Source organism: Salmonella sp. SJTUF15591, assembly GCF_043356435.1.
Taxonomy (GTDB): domain Bacteria; phylum Pseudomonadota; class Gammaproteobacteria; order Enterobacterales; family Enterobacteriaceae; genus Salmonella; species Salmonella enterica.
The window spans coordinates 43,153-62,815 of record NZ_JBEUJO010000016.1 but is presented as its reverse complement, the minus strand read 5'-3'; the positions used below and the strand labels follow the sequence as shown (position 1 = coordinate 62,815).

General features: G+C 55.7%; 19 protein-coding genes. 10 read left to right on the top strand and 9 right to left on the bottom strand.

The window, feature by feature from the left end; all coding sequences use genetic code 11:
- From ABVM99_RS23055 to ABVM99_RS23035, 5 genes are all read left to right on the top strand, one after another.
- Window positions 1-1,386 (top strand): pyruvate carboxylase subunit B (locus ABVM99_RS23055; protein ID WP_393927396.1); only part of this gene is annotated, 1,386 nt, incomplete at its 5' end.
- A 12-nt stretch (window positions 1,387-1,398) separates the two neighbouring features.
- The gene (locus ABVM99_RS23050; protein ID WP_023205680.1) at window positions 1,399-2,700 is read left to right on the top strand and encodes an oxalacetate decarboxylase subunit beta; all 1,302 of its coding nucleotides are present in this window, start codon (window positions 1,399-1,401) and stop codon (window positions 2,698-2,700) included.
- A gap of 118 nt (window positions 2,701-2,818) precedes the next feature.
- The gene (locus tag ABVM99_RS23045; RefSeq protein WP_001005993.1) at window positions 2,819-3,517 is read left to right on the top strand and encodes a triphosphoribosyl-dephospho-CoA synthase; all 699 of its coding nucleotides are present in this window, start codon (window positions 2,819-2,821) and stop codon (window positions 3,515-3,517) included.
- 379 nt (window positions 3,518-3,896) lie between these two features.
- Window positions 3,897-4,976 (top strand): iron ABC transporter permease, encoded by a 1,080-nt coding sequence (locus ABVM99_RS23040; RefSeq protein WP_023195254.1) that lies wholly within the window; start codon window positions 3,897-3,899, stop codon window positions 4,974-4,976.
- Window positions 4,976-5,752 (top strand): ABC transporter ATP-binding protein, encoded by a 777-nt coding sequence (locus ABVM99_RS23035; RefSeq protein WP_001214710.1) that lies wholly within the window; start codon window positions 4,976-4,978, stop codon window positions 5,750-5,752. Before ABVM99_RS23040 ends, ABVM99_RS23035 begins: the two co-directional genes overlap by 1 nt.
- Before the next feature lie 90 nt (window positions 5,753-5,842).
- Here ABVM99_RS23035 and gpmA read toward each other — a convergent pair whose 3' ends face one another.
- The 8 genes from gpmA to modE form a co-directional block, all read right to left on the bottom strand.
- Window positions 5,843-6,595 carry a 2,3-diphosphoglycerate-dependent phosphoglycerate mutase gene (gene gpmA / locus ABVM99_RS23030; protein ID WP_000301554.1) on the bottom strand — a complete coding sequence of 251 codons (753 nt, stop codon included), beginning with the start codon at window positions 6,593-6,595 and terminating at the stop codon, window positions 5,843-5,845.
- A 223-nt stretch (window positions 6,596-6,818) separates the two neighbouring features.
- Window positions 6,819-7,859, bottom strand: a complete 1,041-nt coding sequence (galM, locus tag ABVM99_RS23025; protein ID WP_000931428.1) for a galactose-1-epimerase — start codon at window positions 7,857-7,859, stop codon at window positions 6,819-6,821.
- On the bottom strand, window positions 7,853-9,001 hold the full coding sequence (gene galK, locus ABVM99_RS23020; RefSeq protein WP_023195255.1) for a galactokinase: 1,149 nt from the start codon (window positions 8,999-9,001) through the stop codon (window positions 7,853-7,855). The genes galM and galK overlap by 7 nt, the downstream gene beginning before the upstream one ends.
- Window positions 9,002-9,003: 2 nt before the next feature.
- On the bottom strand, window positions 9,004-10,050 hold the full coding sequence (galT, locus tag ABVM99_RS23015; RefSeq protein WP_000187473.1) for a galactose-1-phosphate uridylyltransferase: 1,047 nt from the start codon (window positions 10,048-10,050) through the stop codon (window positions 9,004-9,006).
- Window positions 10,051-10,060: 10 nt separating this feature from the next.
- On the bottom strand, window positions 10,061-11,077 hold the full coding sequence (gene galE / locus ABVM99_RS23010) for a UDP-glucose 4-epimerase GalE (RefSeq protein ID WP_001265465.1): 1,017 nt from the start codon (window positions 11,075-11,077) through the stop codon (window positions 10,061-10,063).
- Window positions 11,078-11,299: 222 nt separating this feature from the next.
- On the bottom strand, window positions 11,300-12,208 hold the full coding sequence (locus tag ABVM99_RS23005; RefSeq protein ID WP_000885531.1) for a DUF2167 domain-containing protein: 909 nt from the start codon (window positions 12,206-12,208) through the stop codon (window positions 11,300-11,302).
- Window positions 12,209-12,378: 170 nt separating this feature from the next.
- On the bottom strand, window positions 12,379-13,854 hold the full coding sequence (modF, locus tag ABVM99_RS23000) for a molybdate ABC transporter ATP-binding protein ModF (protein ID WP_023194802.1): 1,476 nt from the start codon (window positions 13,852-13,854) through the stop codon (window positions 12,379-12,381).
- Between the two features lie 67 nt (window positions 13,855-13,921).
- Window positions 13,922-14,710: a molybdenum-dependent transcriptional regulator gene (gene modE, locus ABVM99_RS22995; RefSeq protein ID WP_001147418.1), complete on the bottom strand. Its 789-nt coding sequence runs from the start codon at window positions 14,708-14,710 to the stop codon at window positions 13,922-13,924.
- Between the two features lie 128 nt (window positions 14,711-14,838).
- Between modE and ABVM99_RS22990 the strand changes: the two genes are divergently transcribed.
- The 4 genes from ABVM99_RS22990 (at window position 14,839) to modC (ending at window position 17,678) form a co-directional block, all read left to right on the top strand.
- On the top strand, window positions 14,839-14,988 hold the full coding sequence (locus tag ABVM99_RS22990; protein ID WP_000891513.1) for an AcrZ family multidrug efflux pump-associated protein: 150 nt from the start codon (window positions 14,839-14,841) through the stop codon (window positions 14,986-14,988).
- A 166-nt stretch (window positions 14,989-15,154) separates the two neighbouring features.
- Entirely contained in the window at window positions 15,155-15,928 is a 774-nt protein-coding gene (gene modA / locus ABVM99_RS22985) for a molybdate ABC transporter substrate-binding protein (RefSeq protein WP_052938323.1), read from the top strand.
- Window positions 15,928-16,617, top strand: a complete 690-nt coding sequence (gene modB, locus ABVM99_RS22980) for a molybdate ABC transporter permease subunit (protein ID WP_000604026.1) — start codon at window positions 15,928-15,930, stop codon at window positions 16,615-16,617. Before modA ends, modB begins: the two co-directional genes overlap by 1 nt.
- Window positions 16,618-16,619: 2 nt before the next feature.
- On the top strand, window positions 16,620-17,678 hold the full coding sequence (gene modC, locus ABVM99_RS22975) for a molybdenum ABC transporter ATP-binding protein ModC (protein WP_000891710.1): 1,059 nt from the start codon (window positions 16,620-16,622) through the stop codon (window positions 17,676-17,678).
- Here modC and ABVM99_RS22970 read toward each other — a convergent pair whose 3' ends face one another.
- Entirely contained in the window at window positions 17,679-18,497 is an 819-nt protein-coding gene (locus tag ABVM99_RS22970) for a pyridoxal phosphatase (protein ID WP_023195247.1), read from the bottom strand.
- A gap of 163 nt (window positions 18,498-18,660) precedes the next feature.
- Here ABVM99_RS22970 and pgl point away from each other — a divergent pair, with 163 nt between their 5' ends.
- A complete protein-coding gene (gene pgl, locus ABVM99_RS22965) occupies window positions 18,661-19,656 on the top strand; it encodes a 6-phosphogluconolactonase (RefSeq protein ID WP_000815468.1) in 996 nt (331 codons plus the stop codon).
- Window positions 19,657-19,663: the final 7 nt, after the last annotated feature.

Below are 19,663 nucleotides of genomic sequence, written 5' to 3'. Positions count from 1 at the left end.
CAGGCGGTGCGCAGCCACGGCGCGCACGCCCAGGGGACCCTGAGTTACACCACCAGCCCGGCGCACACGCTGCAGACCTGGCTGGATTTAACGGAGCAACTGCTGGAAACCGGCGTCGACTCGATTGCCATCAAGGATATGTCCGGCATTCTCACTCCGATGGCGGCGTATGAGCTGGTGAGCGAAATCAAAAAACGTTTTGAGGTGCGCCTGCACCTGCACTGTCACGCCACCACCGGGATGGCGGAGATGGCCCTGCTGAAGGCTATCGAGGCGGGTGTTGACGGCGTGGACACGGCAATTTCCTCCATGAGCGCCACCTACGGCCACCCGGCCACCGAAGCGCTGGTGGCGACGTTGGCAGGTACTGAGCACGACACCGGGCTGGATATCCTGAAGCTGGAAAATATCGCCGCATACTTCCGCGAGGTGCGCAAAAAGTATCACGCCTTTGAAGGCCAGCTGAAGGGCTACGACAGCCGTATCCTCGTGGCCCAGGTGCCGGGCGGAATGCTCACTAACCTCGAAAGCCAGCTGAAGCAGCAGAACGCGGCGGACAAACTCGACCAGGTGCTGGCGGAAATCCCCCGCGTGCGCGAGGACCTCGGCTTTATCCCGCTGGTGACCCCGACCTCGCAGATTGTCGGCACCCAGGCGGTGCTCAACGTCCTGACCGGCGAGCGCTACAAAACCATTGCCAAAGAAACCGCTGGCATTCTGAAAGGCGAATACGGCCACACTCCGGTGCCGGTAAACGCGGCACTGCAGGCCCGCGTGCTGGACGGGGGCGCTCCGGTGACCTGCCGCCCGGCGGACCTGCTGAAGCCGGAACTGGCTGAACTGGAAGCGGACGTCAGGCGCCAGGCGCAGGAGAAGGGCATTCAGCTTGCGGAAAACGCCATCGACGACGTCCTCACCGTGGCGCTGTTCCCGCAAATCGGCCTCAAATTCCTTGAGAACCGCAATAATCCGGCGGCGTTTGAGCCACTGCCGCAGGCGGAAGCCGTGCAGCCGGTGGCAAAAGCAGAGAAGCCTGCCGCCTCCGGTATCTACACCGTCGAAGTGGAAGGCAAAGCCTTTGTGGTGAAGGTCAGCGACGGCGGCGATATCAGCCAGCTCACTGCGGCTGCACCTGCTGCCTCTTCTGCTCCTGCCACCGCCCCGGCAGGCGCCGGCACACCGGTCACCGCGCCGCTGGCGGGCAACATCTGGAAGGTGATTGCCACCGAAGGCCAGACGGTGGCCGAAGGCGACGTGCTGCTGATTCTGGAAGCCATGAAGATGGAAACCGAAATCCGCGCCGCGCAGGCCGGGACGGTACGCGGCATCGCGGTGAAGTCCGGGGACGCGGTCTCCGTGGGCGACACCCTGATGACGCTGGCGTAACGGAGAACTGAAATGGAAAGTCTGAACGCCCTGCTTCAGGGCATGGGGCTGATGCACCTTGGCGCAGGCCAGGCCATCATGCTGCTGGTCAGCCTGCTGCTGCTGTGGCTGGCGATAGCGAAGAAGTTCGAGCCGTTGTTGTTGCTGCCGATTGGCTTCGGCGGCCTGCTCTCCAATATCCCGGAAGCGGGCATGGCGCTGACCGCGCTGGAGAGCCTGCTGGCGCATCACGACGCCGGGCAGCTGGCGGTGATTGCCGCGAAGCTTAACTGCGCGCCGGACGTGCACGCCATTAAAGAGGCATTAGCGCTGGCGCTGCCCTCCGTCCAGAGCCAGATGGAGAACCTGGCGGTGGACATGGGCTACACGCCGGGGGTGCTGGCGCTGTTCTATAAAGTGGCGATTGGCTCCGGTGTCGCGCCGCTGGTCATCTTTATGGGTGTGGGCGCGATGACCGACTTCGGCCCGCTGCTGGCGAATCCGCGCACCCTGCTGCTCGGCGCGGCGGCGCAGTTCGGCATCTTCGCCACCGTGCTGGGGGCGCTGACGCTGAACTACTTCGGCCTGATTGCCTTCACCCTGCCGCAGGCGGCGGCCATCGGCATTATCGGCGGCGCGGACGGCCCGACGGCGATTTATCTGTCGGGCAAACTGGCGCCGGAGCTGCTGGGGGCCATCGCGGTGGCGGCGTACTCGTATATGGCGCTGGTGCCGTTAATCCAGCCGCCGATTATGAAGGCGCTGACCACGGAGACGGAGCGCAAAATCCGCATGGTGCAGCTGCGCACGGTGAGTAAGCGGGAAAAAATCCTCTTTCCGGTGGTGCTGTTACTGCTGGTGGCGCTGCTGCTGCCGGACGCCGCGCCGCTGCTGGGGATGTTCTGCTTTGGCAATCTGATGCGTGAAAGCGGCGTGGTGGAGCGTCTGAGCGACACGGTACAGAACGGGCTGATTAATATCGTCACCATCTTCCTCGGACTGTCGGTGGGCGCGAAGCTGGTGGCGGACAAGTTCCTGCAGCCGCAGACGCTGGGCATTCTGCTGCTGGGGGTGGTTGCCTTTGGTATCGGGACGGCGGCCGGGGTACTGATGGCGAAGCTGATGAACCTGTGCAGTAAGAACAAAATCAACCCGCTTATCGGTTCGGCGGGGGTGTCGGCGGTGCCGATGGCAGCCCGCGTATCGAACAAAGTGGGGCTGGAATCAGACCCGCAGAACTTCCTGCTGATGCACGCGATGGGGCCGAACGTGGCGGGGGTGATTGGCTCGGCGATAGCCGCCGGGGTGATGCTGAAGTACGTGCTGGCGATGTAAATCTGTTCCTTTCCCGGAGGCGGCGCGTTGCGCCTGTCCGGGCTACCGGATTGCATGGATCTGTAGCCCGGACAGATGCGCAGCATCGCCTCCGGGAATGTCCCATAAGGAGACTTTGATGAATGAAACCATAGCATTTCGTCCGGAAGGCCGGGCATCGACAAAAGATGTGGTTGTCAATTACACGCTGGCGTCACTGGACGAGCTTGAACAACTGCACCCGGCGCTGAATCTGCTGGCGCACCCGTCAATCGTCCGTGGCAGCCATGATTTCTTTGTCCGTTGTTATGACGCGGGCGTACAGCATGCGCAGGCCGGGGCGGCTGAAACGGTAGCGGTTTTGCCTGATTCGCTGCCACAAGAACGGCAAAGGAGCGGGCTGCTGTGTGCCGCAGCAGGTCGTCTGGATGCCCTGCGCCAGCCGCTGACGCACAATCGTTTATGTGACCTGGCCAGTCAGTTCTGTGCTGGCATGGCAGATGTTGACAGCGAAACCCGCAGCGGTTTTTATACCGTGCGCAGCATATCGCTGCCGGTTTACCGGCGGCTGTTGCGGGATCAACATTCTCACGGTGTCTGCCTGCAGCAGGCTCTGCTGCACCTGCTGGCCTGGAAGAGCGATTCCCCCTGGGCGCGGCAGCAGGCGCAGCGGCTGCTCTGGCAGGGCGGCGTGCTGGGCGATAAAGGTGAGTTTGCGCTTATGACGCTGGATGATGAACTGCGGGAGCGCCAGATTGAGTGGCCCGGGCTGTGGTCGCTGCTGGCCGTCACCGGGTTTCTGGCGAAATTCCCTGCCGGACCGATATTTGCTGACTGAAAAATGAGGACTGCTGACAATTATCTGTTGTGTTGGCATTTCTGCGAGAGGCAGCTAGCGCTTTGCCTGACTTACGAAACGAGAATATCAACAGATTACGTACTTTTTGTAGGTCCGTGGTTGGAACATTGCCACCTGGTTACACGTTGTCAGCAGCCTCAAGCGTGGATGGCTCCACGCTTTTTTTGTCTATGGAAAACCCCCAGCCAGGCCCTGTCTCTTGATCAGGAGATCTGATCAAGAGACAGGGCTATGCCGGAGGATATTTATTGGAAACCGATGAGATAGGCCACCGTGTCATCAATCGAAATATAAATAAATATATAACGAAATAATTCGGCGCTATAATTCTCTTCTGATTAATAACGTAGCCCGAACCATGACCTGTCAGGACAAATCACTTTTAGCCCCCGCTCTCGCTTCCACGCCCGTCATTCCGCGCTATCGCCAGATCATACGCAAACGGGCTGTGCTCATGTTAGCTATTGCGTTGGCGATGATGGCTTCACTGATGGTGGATGTAACCTGTGGGTCTTCTGGTTTACCGCTCAGTGCGCTATGGCAGGCGCTTTTTCAACCGGAAAAGGTGAATGCGGGCATACACGTTATTGTCTGGGATATTCGTTTACCCTATGCCCTGATGGCCCTACTGGTGGGCATGGCGTTAGGGTTAGCGGGCGCCGAAATGCAAACCATTTTAAATAATCCGCTGGCGACGCCGTTTACCCTTGGCGTATCGTCCGCAGCGGCTTTTGGCGCTGCGCTGGCGATTGTGTTGGGGATCGGTATTCCCGGTATTCCTGCCACCTGGTTTATCCCGGCCAATGCGTTCATCTTTGCGCTTTTATCCGCGTTACTCCTGGACGGTATTACCCGTTGGACAGGCGTCGCCGCATCCGGAGTGGTGTTGTTCGGTATTGCGCTGGTATTCACCTTTAACGCGTTGGTCGCCATTATGCAGTTTGTGGCTGATGAAGATACGCTGCAGGGGCTGGTATTCTGGACGATGGGGAGCCTGGTCCGCGCGTCGTGGGAAAAATTGGGCGTACTGGCCGTGGTGTTTATTGCTGTGCTTTTTTGCGCGTTACGAAGCGCCTGGCAACTCACGGCATTACGTCTGGGCGAAGAGAGGGCGATGAGCTTTGGGATTCATGTCCGCCGTTTACGCCTGCTGTCATTGTTGCGTATCAGCTTGTTATCAGCGCTGGCGGTAGCTTTCGTCGGGCCGATTGGTTTTATTGGTCTCGTTGCACCGCACATTGCGCGAATACTTTTGGGGGAAGATCACCGTTTCTACCTTCCGGGCAGCGTGCTGATAGGCGGGCTGGTGTTATCGCTGGCCTCTATTGCGGCGAAAAATAGTATTCCGGGCGTCATGGTGCCGGTGGGGATTGTCACCTCGCTGGTCGGGGTTCCGTTCTTTTTAAGCATTGTATTGCGACATCGGGGGAGTCTCTGATGCGCGGGTTAATGCTCCGCTCATTTAGTGCCGGCTATTCCACTCAGCCAGTTATTGCAGACCTCAACGTTCCCTTACTGCCGCGCGGGAAAATTACCATTTTGCTGGGGCCGAACGGCTGTGGTAAATCGACGTTACTACGTTCGCTGGCCGGGCTGAATAACGCCGACGGCGAGGCGCTGCTTGATGGCGAAGATCTCATGTCGTTATCGTTTGCCGAGCGGGCGCAGAAAGTTGTGTTTTTGCCGCAGTCATTACCGCAGGGCGTACATCTGCATGTACTGGAGTCGATTATCGTGGTACTGCGGGCATCAGGCGGCAGAGACAATGCGCAGGGCAGAGCGCAGATACTGGCTATCCTTGAGCAATTGGGCATAACGCATCTGGCGTTGCAGTATCTCGACCAGCTTTCCGGCGGTCAGCGGCAGTTAGTGGGTCTGGCGCAATCGCTGATTCGTCGCCCTGAACTTCTGTTGCTGGATGAGCCGCTCAGCGCGCTGGATTTAAACTATCAGTTTCACGTAATGGATCTCGTGCGTCGGGATACCCAGGCGCAAAATAGGGTGACGATAGTCGTGGCGCATGACATTAATATTGCACTGCGTCATGGTGACCATGTCCTGATGCTAAAAGACGGTAGGCTGGTCGCCAGCGGCGCGCCGGAGACGGTGATTACTGCGGAGCGTCTGGCTGAAGTGTACCGGGTACGAGGACGCGTGGAGCGCTGTTCGCAGGGGAAATTGCAGGTGGTGCTGGACGGCGTGATCGCTGTTTAAGACATATTGCCTGATGGCGCTGCGCTTATCCGGCCTACCCATTGCTCGTAGGCCGGATAAGGCAGTTATACCGCCATCCGGCAAAGGTGATTATTTCGCTTTACCCTGATTCGCCACGGCAGCCGCTTTCGCAGCGATCTCGTCAGCGTTGCCCAGATAGTAATGTTTGATCGGCTTGAAGTTTTCGTCGAACTCATACACCAGCGGAACGCCGGTCGGGATGTTTAACTCAAGAATCTCATCTTCACTCATGTTATCCAGGTATTTCACCAGCGCACGCAATGAGTTACCGTGAGCGGCGATGATCACGCGCTCACCGCTCTTCATACGCGGCAGGATGGTGTCGTTCCAGTAAGGAATAACGCGGTCGATGGTCAGCGCCAGACTTTCGGTCAACGGCAGCTCTTTCTCGCTCAGTTTGGCATAACGTGGATCGTGACCCGGATAACGCTCATCATCTTTGGTCAGTTCCGGCGGCGTCACGGCAAAACCGCGGCGCCACTGCTTAACCTGCTCGTCACCATATTTTTCTGCCGTTTCCGCTTTATTCAGCCCCTGCAACGCGCCATAGTGACGTTCATTGAGTTTCCAGGATTTTTCCACCGGTAGCCACGCCTGATCCAGTTCATCCAGTACGTTCCACAGCGTATGGATAGCGCGTTTCAGTACGGAAGTGTAGGCAAAATCAAAGCTGAAACCTTCTTCTTTTAGCAGTTTACCCGCTGCTTTTGCTTCGCTTACGCCTTTTTCAGACAGGTCAACATCATACCAGCCGGTGAAACGGTTCTCTTTGTTCCATTGACTTTCACCGTGACGTACCAGAACCAGCTTAGTTACAGCCATACTCTCACTCCTATAAATCATATGTAATGATAATAATTCTCATTATATTGCCGCGAGGTGTTGGCGGCAATGCTTACGCATAACCATAGCGAAAATAGTGGCGCAGTGTAAGGTTCTTGTGAACTCAGAGTTGCGATTTTGTCTTTAAGTGGTGGAGGTTTGAGCAGGGCAATGGCGCGTAGGCCCGATAAGCTTGCGTCATCGGGCATGTAGCGGCATATCGTTAGAACGGAATAAACTGATACTCGGTCAGGCTGGCGTACTCCTCGCCAGGGCGAAGGATACAGTCAGGCTGCGGCCATTCAGGATGATTCGGGCTGTCCGGCAGCAGTTCGCTTTCCAGCGCCAGCCCTTGCCAGTCGGCATAAGGTTCCGGCCCGCGGGAAGGTGTACCCGCCAGATAATTGCCGGAATAAAACTGTAGCGCCGGGGCGGTGGTGTAAACCATCATTTGTAGCTTTCCATCCTGTGACCACAGACGGGCCGCCGGCTTTTTGCCATCACCCTGCGTCTGTAGCAGGAAAGCATGATCGTAGCCTTTAACCTTGCGCTGATCGTCATCGGCGAGAAACTCGCTGGCAATGACTTTTGGCATCCGGAAGTCAAACGAGGTATTGGCTACCGATTTTAGCCCCTGGCGTGGAATACCGGATTCATCTACCGGCAGATACTCATCCGCCAGAATTTGCAGCTTATGCTGGCGCACGTCGGTCCGATCGCCGTCCAGATTAAAATAGACGTGGTTGGTCAAATTCACCGGACAGGGCTTATCGACCGTTGCCCGGTAAGTAATGGAGATTCTATTGTCATCGGTCAGACGATATTGCGCCGTGGCGCACAGATGGCCAGGAAAGCCCTGGTCGCCGTCATCAGAGGTGAGCGCGAATAATACCTGGCGATCGTTCTGGTTCACAATTTGCCAGCGGCGCTTATCAAAGCCTTCCGGTCCGCCGTGTAGCTGGTTCTCGCCCTGGCTTGGGCTTAACTGTACGGTTTCGCCGGCAAACGTATAGCGGCTATTGGCGATACGGTTCGCGTAACGGCCAATAGAGGCGCCGAGGAACGACGTCTGTTCAGGGTAGTGTTCCGGGCTGGCGCAGCCCAGCAATGCTTCCCGAACGCTGCCGTCAGACAGCGGAATACGGGCGGAAAGAAGAGTGGCTCCCCAGTCCATCAGCGTTACCACCATCCCTGCGCTGTTGCGCAGGGTTAGCAGGCGGTACGGTTGACCATCGGGGGCCAGTGCGGGCGTTTCATTTAGCACTGTCCTGCTCCTTGTGACGGTTTGCATACATAAAAGGTTTCTTTGATTCCGGTTTTCGCTTCGTACTGTTGCGCAACGGCCTGCTGCACAGCGGGAACCAGATCTTCCGGGATCAGCGCGACAACACACCCGCCAAAGCCGCCGCCGGTCATGCGCACGCCGCCTTGATCGCCGATGGTCGCTTTGACAATGTCTACCAGCGTGTCTATCTGCGGGACGGTAATTTCGAAATCATCGCGCATTGAGGCATGGGACTCCGCCATCAGTTGGCCCATACGTTGCAAATCACCTTTCTCCAGCGCGCTTGCCGCTTCAACGGTGCGCGCATTTTCGCTCAATACATGGCGAACGCGTTTTGCGACTACCGGGTCCAGTTCGCTGGCAACGGCATTGAACGCCTCAAGGCTAACATCGCGCAGGGCCGGCTGCTGGAAGAAACGGGCGCCGGTTTCGCACTGTTCACGGCGGGTATTATACTCGCTGCCCACCAGCGTGCGCTTAAAGTTACTATTGATGATCACCACGGCGACACCTTTCGGCATGGAAACCGCTTTGGCGCCGAGCGTACGGCAATCAATCAGCAACGCATGATCTTTTTTGCCGAGCGCAGAGATGAGCTGATCCATAATGCCGCAGTTACAGCCAACAAACTGGTTCTCGGCCTCTTGTCCGTTGAGCGCAATTTGCGCGCCGTCCAGCGGCAGGTGATAAAGCTGCTGGAAGACGGTGCCCACCGCCACTTCCAGCGAGGCGGAGGAGCTTAACCCGGCGCCCTGCGGCACATTGCCGCTGATGACCATATCCACGCCGCCAAACGCGTTGTTACGCTGCTGCAGGTGTTTCACTACGCCGCGCACATAGTTTGACCACTGCTGGCTATCGTGGGTCACGATCGGCGCATCCAGTGAAAATTCGTCCGCCTGATTGTCGTAATCGGCGGCAATCACCCGTACGGTACGATCGTCGCGCGGCGCACAGCTAATTACGGTCTGGTAATCGATAGCGCAGGGCAGAACGAAACCATCATTGTAATCAGTATGCTCGCCGATCAGGTTGACGCGGCCTGGCGCCTGAATCGTGTGGGTGGCAGGGTAGCTGAAAATTTCAGCAAACAGCGCGCGCGTTTTCTCTTTCAGATTCATTTTTATACTCCGGATTCGCGAAAATGGATGTCGCTGACCGCGCGCAGGCGTTCAGCCGCTTGTTCTGCGGTTAAATCACGCTGGGTTTCCGCCAGCATTTCATAGCCGACCATAAATTTACGGACGGTCGCAGAGCGCAGCAGCGGCGGGTAAAAGTGTGCGTGCAACTGCCAGTGTGCGTTTTCTTCACCGTTAAACGGCGCGCCGTGCCAGCCCATTGAGTAGGGGAAGGAACACTGAAACAGGTTGTCATAACGACTGGTCAGCTTTTTCAACGCCAGCGCCAGAGAGTCGCGCTGCTCGTCGCTTAAATCGGTAATGCGCAGGACATGTGTTTTGGGTAACAGTAGCGTTTCGAACGGCCACGCCGCCCAGTAAGGCACCACCGCCAGCCAGTGTTCGGTTTCGACCACGGTGCGGCTGCCGTCCGCCAGTTCTCGCTGGACATAATCCACCAGCATTGGCGAACGCTGTTCGGCGAAATAGGCTTTTTGTAAACGATCTTCGCGTTCGGCCTCATTCGGCAGGAAGCTGTTGGCCCAGACCTGTCCATGCGGATGCGGGTTCGAACAGCCCATCGCCGCGCCTTTATTTTCAAAGACCTGCACCCACGGATAGGTTTTGCCTAACTCGGCGGTCTGCGTCTGCCAGGTTCTGACGATTTCCGTCAGCGCGGGCAGGCTCAACTCCGGCAGCGTTTTACTGTGATCGGGAGAAAAGCAGATCACGCGGCTGGTGCCGCGCGCGCTCTGACAGCGCATCAGCGGATCGTGGCTGTCCGGCGCATCCGGCGTGTCGGCCATCAGCGCTGCGAAATCGTTAGTAAAGACGTAAGTCCCTTTGTAATCGGGATTTTTATCGCCGGTGACACGCGTATTGCCCGCACACAAGAAGCAGTCCGGATCGTGGGCCGGCAGCATTTGCTGAGACGGCGTTTCCTGCGCCCCCTGCCAGGGGCGTTTTGCGCGATGCGGCGAAACCAGAACCCACTGGCCGGTAAGCGGGTTATAACGGCGATGCGGATGATCGATGGGATTAAATGGGGTCATAACAACGTCCTTAATCTGGGTATCCCTGCGGATGGCGTGACTGCCAGTGCCAGGTGTCCTGCGCCATTTCGTCAAGCGTGCGGGTGACGCGCCAGTTCAGCTCGCGATCGGCTTTGCTGGCATCCGCCCAATACGCCGGGAGATCGCCGTCGCGGCGCGGCGCGAAGTGGTAATTAATGGGTTTACCGCAGGCTTTACTAAAGGCGTTGACCACATCCAGGACGCTACTGCCGACACCCGCGCCGAGGTTATAAATATGTACGCCGGATTTGTCCGCCAGTTTTTCCATCGCCACGACGTGCCCGTCGGCTAAGTCCATAACGTGAATGTAATCGCGTACGCCGGTGCCATCCTCGGTCGGGTAATCGTTGCCGAAAACGGCGAGCGATTCGCGACGACCCACGGCGACCTGGGCGATATAGGGCATCAGGTTATTCGGAATACCTTGCGGATCTTCTCCCATGTCGCCCGACGGGTGAGCGCCGACCGGGTTGAAATAACGCAGCAGCGCAATACTCCACTCCGGCTGGGCTTTTTGCAGATCGGTGAGGATCTGTTCTACCATCAATTTACTTTTGCCGTAGGGGCTTTGCGGCGTGCCGGTAGGAAAACTTTCGACGTAAGGAATTTTGGGCTGATCGCCATAAACGGTGGCGGAGGAGCTAAAAATAAGGTTTTTAACGTTGGCCGCACGCATGGCGCTGACCAACCGCAGCGTACCGTTGACGTTGTTGTCATAGTACTCCAGCGGCCTGGCGACCGATTCGCCGACGGCTTTCAGGCCGGCAAAGTGAATCACGGTATCAATCGCGTGATCGTGCAGAATTTCGGTTATAAGCGCTTCGTTGCGAATATCGCCTTCGACAAAGGTCGGGTGCTTACCGCCCAGACGTTCAATAACGGGCAGCACGCTGCGCTTGCTGTTGCAGAGGTTATCGAGGATGACGACGTCATGACCATTTTGCAGCAATTGTACGCAGGTATGACTTCCAATGTAACCGCTACCACCTGTAACCAATACTCTCATAATTCGCTCCGTTAAGCCTATGGTATGGAATAACCATAGCATAACAAAGATGCGAAAAGTGTGACATGTAATAAATTAGTGGAATCGTTTACACACTGGTGATTTTACGCATTTATATCAATTAAATGATTACAAATCATCTGGCTTGAGAATGCTTCTGCTTTTTATCCGAAAAAAAGGCGCGTTACGCGCCTGGGAATGAAACGGACGGGGCAGGAGCTGTCAGTCTTTTTTACGCGAGAGTAGCTTCCTGGCGAGCGCCCCGACAGCGACGACGCCGATGGCGGTCACTTTCCAGAACTTAAGCAGCGCGATACCGAGCATAGCAAGCAGACCTACTTTTTTGGCCGCGATACCGCCAATCAGCGCGGCGAGCCCATACTCCGCTATTTTGTCCGTTGATTCGTTGAAGTCAGCGTAGCGTTGTCCAGCGTTGAACTTGACGGAACTGAGAATTCTTTTCGCCAGAGGGATTTCGTGGTCAACAGAACCTCTGTCGGTCACCAGATTTAAAGAAAAATAACCTTCACGTCCCAGCAGATAGGTGTTGTAGTTCACGCCTTGTTCATTCAGTGGTTCGTTGGTGCCGATATCCTGGATGGCGGCGGACCAGATCAGACGATGATTGGTTGCATCGTAGGTAGGCTTCTCGATCCAGCCAATAATTTCTATCGGCTCAATGCCTTTTGCAATACGATCTTTATTCGCTTCTTTTGTGCCTTTGCGCAGGTTATCCATTAATTCATCGGCATCCCAGTTTTTTGCATCGTCATCTTTTACATAACCAGAATCATCATATTCGATAGAAATAAATCCATTCATTTCCTTTTTAAATACGAGACCGTAAAAATATTCATCGTCAACATAGTTACCAATTTCACGCATAAATACCGCCGCTTCTTTTGCGGGTATCCAGGTAAATCCTTCCGGCAGATTAAGCGTGGCTTTATCACCTAAACTAATTTTTGTCGGACCCGCAACGGCGGCGCGACTCATGCCTTCAACAGCGACCTCAACGGCGGTTTTACGCGCTTCCTGCGCAGCGGTCGGCTTTTGCTCAGCATAACTGCTGGGGCAAAATAACATGGCTGCCAGTAAAAATAGTATTATTTGTGGAAAACGAAAAGCCATAATGAATCCCTTATATTCACATACGACATCATTGTCGAAAATTTCAGGATTATTATGACAATGAGGCGGTCAGCGATTCAAGAGATAGTAAGCTTATCGACAGTTATTATTATTCTTAATAAAAGGAGAGTGGTTCCAGAATGGCGCGCGGCGCCATTCTGATAATACATTTAATTATTGCATCGTCCGGAAACGTACTTATAACGTTCGCCATCTGGTACAAATTCCAGCCGGTGGGTAATACAGGCAGGCGCATCCTCTGCATGATGGGAAACGAACAGCAGTTGGGTCTCTCCCTGGCGAATTAATACATCTACAAAACGGCGTACCAGTTGGCGGTTCAGCGGGTCCAACCCTTGCAGCGGCTCGTCCAGAATCAGCACTGTCGGATGTTTAACCAGCGCGCGCACGATCAGCGCCAGCCGCTGCTGTCCCCAGGAGAGACTGTGGAAGGGGGCATCCGCCGTACGCTTATCGATTCCCAGAATATCCAGCCACTGTTGCGCCAGTTTTCGTTGCCTGTCTGAAACGGCCTGGTAAATGCCGATAGAATCGAAATAGCCGGAGAGAATGACATTGCGTACCGTGGTACTGACGCGGTAATCCAGATGTAAACTGCTGCTGACGTAGCCGATATGTTTTTTGATATCCCAGATTGTTTCGCCGCTTCCTCGCCGCCGCCCGAACAGCGTAAGATCGTTGCTGTAGCCTTGCGGATGATCGCCAGTAATAAGGCTAAGCAGCGTAGACTTACCCGCTCCGTTAGGACCGACGATCTGCCAGTGTTCGCCTGGATTGACTCGCCAGTTTAGGTGGTGGAGGATAGGGCGATCGTTATACGAGACTACGCCATCGTTAAGTACGATCCGTGGTTCGCCATCGGGTAACGCATGGCGGGCGGAAGGTTCGTCCGGTTCGGGTAATTGTACGTCGGTCAGACGCTCGCTGTGCGCGAGTTGAGCAACCAACGCCCGTTGCAGCAACTCTGCCGTCGTTCCGGTTTCCGCCAGCGTACAGTCGGCAAGCACGCCGGCAAACTGCACGAAGTCCGGGATTTCATCAAAACGGTTGAGTACCAGCGCCAGGGTCATACCCGCCTGGTTCAACGCCGTCAGGCGTTGCGCCAGTTGTTGACGGGCGGTCACGTCAAGCCCGTCGAACGGTTCATCAAGGATTAATAACTCCGGCTCAGACATCAGCGCCTGACACAGCAGCGCTTTTCGCGTCTCGCCGGTAGAAAGGTATTTAAAACGCCTGTTGAGTAAAGCGGAAATGCCGAACTGCTGCGCCAGCATCGCACAGCGGGCAGGATGGTGAACATCATCCTGAATAATTTCCGCGGTAGTGCGCCCGGTATCGTCTTCGCCAGGACTGAGCATATCGGTGTTATTACGTTGCCACTCATCGCTGACCAGCTTTTGCAATTGTTCAAAGGACAGACGAGTAATGCGGGTAAACCGACACTGGCGCTCGCCTGTTAATAACGGCAGTTCACCCGCCAGCGCGCGGGCGAGCGCCGACTTCCCGCTCCCGTTAGCCCCAACGAATGCCCAGCTATCGCCCGCTTTGAGCGTCAGCGAATCCAGATGAAGTGTTTTTGTATCGCTCAGACGAAACGTGCCTTGCGAAATTTGCAACGATGACATTTTGCATCCCATTTTTTGCAGCGATGAATGACAGGGATACGTCTTTCGGCAACGGATGTCAATGTGCTTAGCACAACGTCGCAATAATCACTCTGTCCGCATTAAACCAGGCAATCACGTCATCGCCTTCCTTTAACGTGGCGGCATCTGAAGTCGGTATCGTGGCGCACAGCGTCTGGCCGTCCGGCAGCGCCATCAACACTTCACACTGTTCCGCGCCGCGCTCGATATGGCTGATCGTTCCCGACAACTGATTGTCAGCGGCGCGCGCAACGGCTGCATCCCGGGTAATGCCAACCCACGGCGCTTTTAGCAGGATCAGCACTTCTTTACCTTCCTCCAGGCCGAGACGCTCGCCGCTTTGTGCCGTCAGCGCGACTTTGAGCCGCGTTTTGCCGTCGGCCAGCAGCACGTCGACATGCTGTTGCACCTGATCGCGATCGCGGGCGGTAATGGTGCCGAACCACTGATTTCGGGCGCTGGTTTGCAGTGAAAAGCGGGAGATAGCTGCCAGCAGACTGTCAAGCGGCAGGGCGTCATCGTCGCTTAACACATCGAACGCTTTTTGCTGAATTTGACCCAGCAAATCGTAAAGCTGGATCAGACGCTGGCCATAGCGGGTTAATACCGCGCCGCCGCCGCCTTTGCCGCCCGTTGCGCGTTCAACCAGCATATGTTCGCTAAGCTGGTTCATGTCGTTTATCGCATCCCAGGCGCTCTTATAGCTGATTCCCGCGTCTTTCGCGCCCTGACTAATCGAGCCGGAAAGCGCAATGTGTTTCAGCAGAGAGATACGTCGGGGATCGGCAAAAAGCTTTTGCTGAAGTTTCAGGGTAAGAAGGATTTCGGCCTGCATAACCAGCTCCTGGTAAAAAGACTATTGTGACTGAAAAGCGCGTCAGCGCAAAGCCGACCGCACAAAAGGGGAGTGCTTTTCTGTGTGATGCGGTTAAAATACAAAAAGGACTATATCTGGAGTTGCCCATGTTAGAGTTATTAAAAAGTCTGGTATTCGCCGTCATCATGGTGCCGGTAGTGATGGCCATCATCCTCGGTCTGATTTACGGTCTGGGTGAGGTGTTCAACATTTTTTCCGGTATCGGTCAGAAAGACCAGTCCAGACAGAACCGCTGATTTCCCCAAACGCCCGCTCAGTCGGGCGTTTTTGTTACTCAAGATCCTGCTTTTCCTGCCGATATTTTCTGTGTTTAATCGTTAATGGGTATGAATAACCGCTGGGAAACCCCTGAGATTATCGTTATATTGTCGTTTACATAACGAAACGCATAAGGAGTTACAGATGGCGCATTCCTGGTTACGCCTGGTCGCAGGGGCGACATTATCTTTCGTCATCGCTGGCTATGCGCTGGCGGATGAAGGCAAGATCACCGTATTCGCCGCCGCGTCGCTAACGAACGCGATGCAAGACATTGCGGCAGAATATAAAAAAGAGAAAAATGTGGATGTGGTCTCCTCATTCGCCTCCTCTTCAACGCTGGCGCGCCAGATAGAAGCGGGCGCGCCGGCGGATCTGTTCATCTCTGCTGACCAGAAATGGATGGATTACGCAGCCGATAAAAAAGCGGTGGATACCACGACGCGCGAAACATTGCTTGGCAATAGCCTGGTGGTGGTAGCGCCGAAAGCCAGCGAGCAGAAACCGTTTACCATCGACAACAAAACGGACTGGATTCGTCTGCTGAACGGCGGGCGTCTGGCGGTGGGCGATCCGCAACACGTACCGGCGGGAATTTATGCCAAAGAAGCGCTGCAAAAGTTGGGCGCATGGCAAACGCTTGAACCGAAACTGGCGCCGGGCGAGGATGTGCGCGGCGCGTTGGCGCTGGTCGAACGTAACGAAGCGCCTTTGGGCATTGTATACGGTTCTGATGCGGTCGCCAGCAAGGGGGTCAACGTGGTGGCGACGTTCCCGGAGGATTCACATAAAAAAGTAGAATACCCCATCGCTATCGTGGAGGGGCATAAAAATGCGACCGTCAGCGCGTTCTATGATTACCTGAAAGGACCGCAGGCCTCGGCAATCTTTAAACGTTATGGATTTACGACGAAGTAATGATACTGACCGATCCAGAATGGCAGGCTGTCCTTCTTAGCCTGAAAGTGTCTTCCCTGGCCGTGCTGTTTAGCCTGCCGTTTGGGATCTTTTTTGCCTGGTTACTGGTGCGATGCCGGTTTCCGGGCAAAGCCTTACTTGATAGCGTCCTGCATCTGCCGCTGGTGCTGCCGCCGGTGGTGGTCGGCTATCTGCTGCTGGTGTCGATGGGGCGACGCGGGTTTATTGGCCAGTGGCTGTATGACTGGTTCGGTCTCACGTTTGCCTTTAGCTGGCGCGGCGCCGTGCTGGCGGCGGCGGTGATGTCCTTCCCGCTGATGGTGCGGGCCATTCGGCTGGCGCTGGAGGGGGTGGATATCAAGCTTGAACAGGCCGCCAGAACGCTGGGCGCCGGGCGCTGGCGCGTTTTTCTGACTATCACCTTACCGCTTACCCTGCCGGGTATTATTGTTGGTACGGTGCTGGCGTTTGCCCGTTCGCTTGGCGAATTTGGCGCGACCATTACCTTTGTTTCCAATATTCCGGGCGAAACCCGCACCATACCTTCCGCCATGTATACCTTGATCCAGACGCCGGGCGGGGAGAGCGCGGCGGCGAGGCTGTGCGTGATTTCGATTGTATTAGCGCTGATTTCGCTGTTGATTTCTGAATGGCTGGCGCGGATTAGCCGTGAACGGACGGGGCGCTAACCATGCTGGAGCTTAATTTTTCCCAGACGCTGGGAACGCACTGTTTAACCCTCAACGAAACGCTGCCAGCCAGTGGGATCACGGCTATCTTTGGCGTCTCCGGCGCGGGAAAAACCTCGCTGATTAATGCCATCAGCGGTTTGACTCGCCCGCAAAAAGGACGCATCGCGCTGAATGGCCGGGTGTTGCATGACGCGGAAAACGGTATCTGTTTAACGCCGGAAAAGCGCCGCATCGGTTATGTTTTCCAGGATGCGCGCCTGTTCCCCCATTACAAAGTACGCGGCAATTTGCGCTACGGCATGGCGAAAAGCATGACCGGTCAGTTTGATAAGCTGGTGTCGCTGCTGGGAATTGAAGCGTTGCTTGATCGCCTGCCGGGGAGCCTGTCCGGCGGAGAAAAACAGCGCGTAGCGATAGGCCGGGCATTGCTCACCGCCCCGGAGTTGCTGCTGTTGGACGAACCGTTGGCCTCGCTGGATATCCCGCGAAAACGCGAATTACTGCCGTACCTGCAACGGCTGGCGCGAGAAATCAATATTCCCATGCTGTATGTCAGCCATTCTCTCGATGAAATTCTCCACCTGGCGGATAAAGTCATGGTGCTGGAGGATGGACAGGTTAAAGCGTTTGGCCCGCTGGAAGAAGTCTGGGGAAGCAGCGTTATGCACCCGTGGCTGCCGAAAGAGCAACAGAGCAGTATTCTGAAAGTTAGCGTGCTGGAGCATCACCCGCATTATGCCATGACCGCCCTGGCGCTTGGCGACCAGCACCTGTGGGTAAATAAACTCAATCAGCCGCTGCAATCCACACTGCGTATTCGTATACAGGCGTCGGATGTCTCGCTGGTACTACAGCCGCCGCAGCAGACCAGTATCCGCAACGTATTGCGGGCAAAAGTGGCGAATTGTTATGACGATAACGGACAGGTGGAAGTCCAGCTTGAGATAGGCGGCAGAACGCTGTGGGCGCGAATAAGCCCGTGGGCCAGGGATGAGCTGAATATCAAGCCTGGCCTGTGGCTTTACGCGCAGGTGAAAAGCGTTTCTATCACCGCCTGACTATAGCAGGTGGGTGTAAATAAATTTGGCGATGCTATTGGTAGTGTTATCGCCGATCACAACGTCAGCGCGCGCTTTCACCGCCTCATCGGCGTTGCCCATCGCAACGCCGGTACCTGCCGCCTCCAGCATACTGATGTCGTTGTAGTTATCGCCGAAAGCGATCACATTCTTCATTGACCCTCCCTGCGCTTCTATCCACTGGGTAAGGCGCTTGCCTTTACTGTTGCCTTTGCGCGCGATATCCACCTGATCGTGCCATGACCATTCGCACTCCAGGCCAAGCGCCTGTTCAACATGCTGACCGAACCGCTGTAGCCTGGGAATATCTTCATCGGTAAGCGCAAACTTCCACACGGCATTCACGTCGCGCGCCGCCTGCGCCAACGAAGAGACCTGTGTAAAGGTCGGACGTTGCTCCGGCGGCAAGGTCTGCGCCCACCGGGAGGTACGCACGACGTGACCGGTTGGGTGTTCGTAAAGCATAGCGTCATCAACATACATCAGGCCGTGAATCTGATGCTCATCCAGTAAATCAATCAACTGCAACGCCTTATCCACGGGCATAGGATCGGCATCCAGGACAGTTTTAGCTTGATAATCATACAAATAGGTGCCGTTGCAGCAAATAGCAGGTGTTTCCAGCGCCAGCGCCTGATAAAAAGGATGAATAGCAACGTGATGGCGGCCAGTGACAATGATAAGTTGAAAGCCCGCCTCTTTGGCGCGTGATAGCGCGTCAAGCGAGGAGGGGAGTAAGGTTTTATGCGGGGTTAATAACGTTCCGTCTAAATCGAGGGCAATCACGCGTGCAGTCATAATTTTTTCCAGATTAAGAGTAATAATTCCGTCTGTCGGCATGGTACACCGGGACGGTAAGCAGACAAAATTCTGCGTCTGAATTCAGCATTCGCCGTCAAAAGCGACTACGTTAAGCTGTGTCCTGTTATTGCAGCTACATGCCATATGCAAAGGAGTATTCATGAAACAAACAGTCTATACCGCCAGCCCTGAGAGTCAGCAAATTCACGTCTGGAGCCTGAACCACGAAGGGACGCTGACGCTGGTGCAGGTCGTAGATGTGCCCGGTCAGGTTCAGCCGATGGTGGTCAGTCCGGATAAACGCTACCTCTATGTCGGCGTGCGCCCGGAGTTTCGTGTCCTGGCGTATCGTATTGCGCCGGATGATGGCGCGCTGACGTTTGCCGCCGAATCCGCCCTGCCGGGTAGCCCGACCCATATTTCTACCGATCATCATGGTCGTTTTGTCTTTGTCGGATCGTATAACGCCGGTAATGTCAGCGTGACGCGCTTACAGGATGGTCTGCCGGTTGAGCTGGTGGATGTGGTGGAAGGGCTGGACGGCTGCCACTCGGCAAATATTACGCCTGATAACCGTACCCTGTGGGTGCCTGCGCTAAAACAGGATCGCATTTGTCTGTTTACGCTAAGCGATGACGGCCATCTGGTGGCCCAGGAGCCGGCGGAAGTAAATACAGTTGAAGGGGCAGGCCCGCGTCATATGGTCTTCCACCCGAATCGACAATATGCCTATTGCGTCAATGAACTGAACAGTTCGGTGGATGTCTGGCAGCTTAAAAATCCGCATGGTGAGATAGAGTGCGTACAAACCCTGGATATGATGCCCGCCGATTTTTCCGATACCCGTTGGGCGGCGGATATTCATATTACGCCGGATGGACGGCATCTGTATGCCTGTGACCGCACCGCCAGTCTGATTACCGTCTTTAGTGTCTCCGAAGACGGCAGCGTACTTAGCGTTGAAGGCTTCCAGCCGACGGAAGCCCAACCGCGCGGCTTTAATATCGACAATAGCGGAAAATACCTGATTGCTGCGGGTCAAAAATCACATCATATCGCGGTCTATGAAATTACGGGCACTCAGGGGTTGCTGACGGAAAAAGGTCGTTATGCCGTCGGCCAGGGGCCAATGTGGGTTGTGGTGAACGCGTACTAAAGCGCTG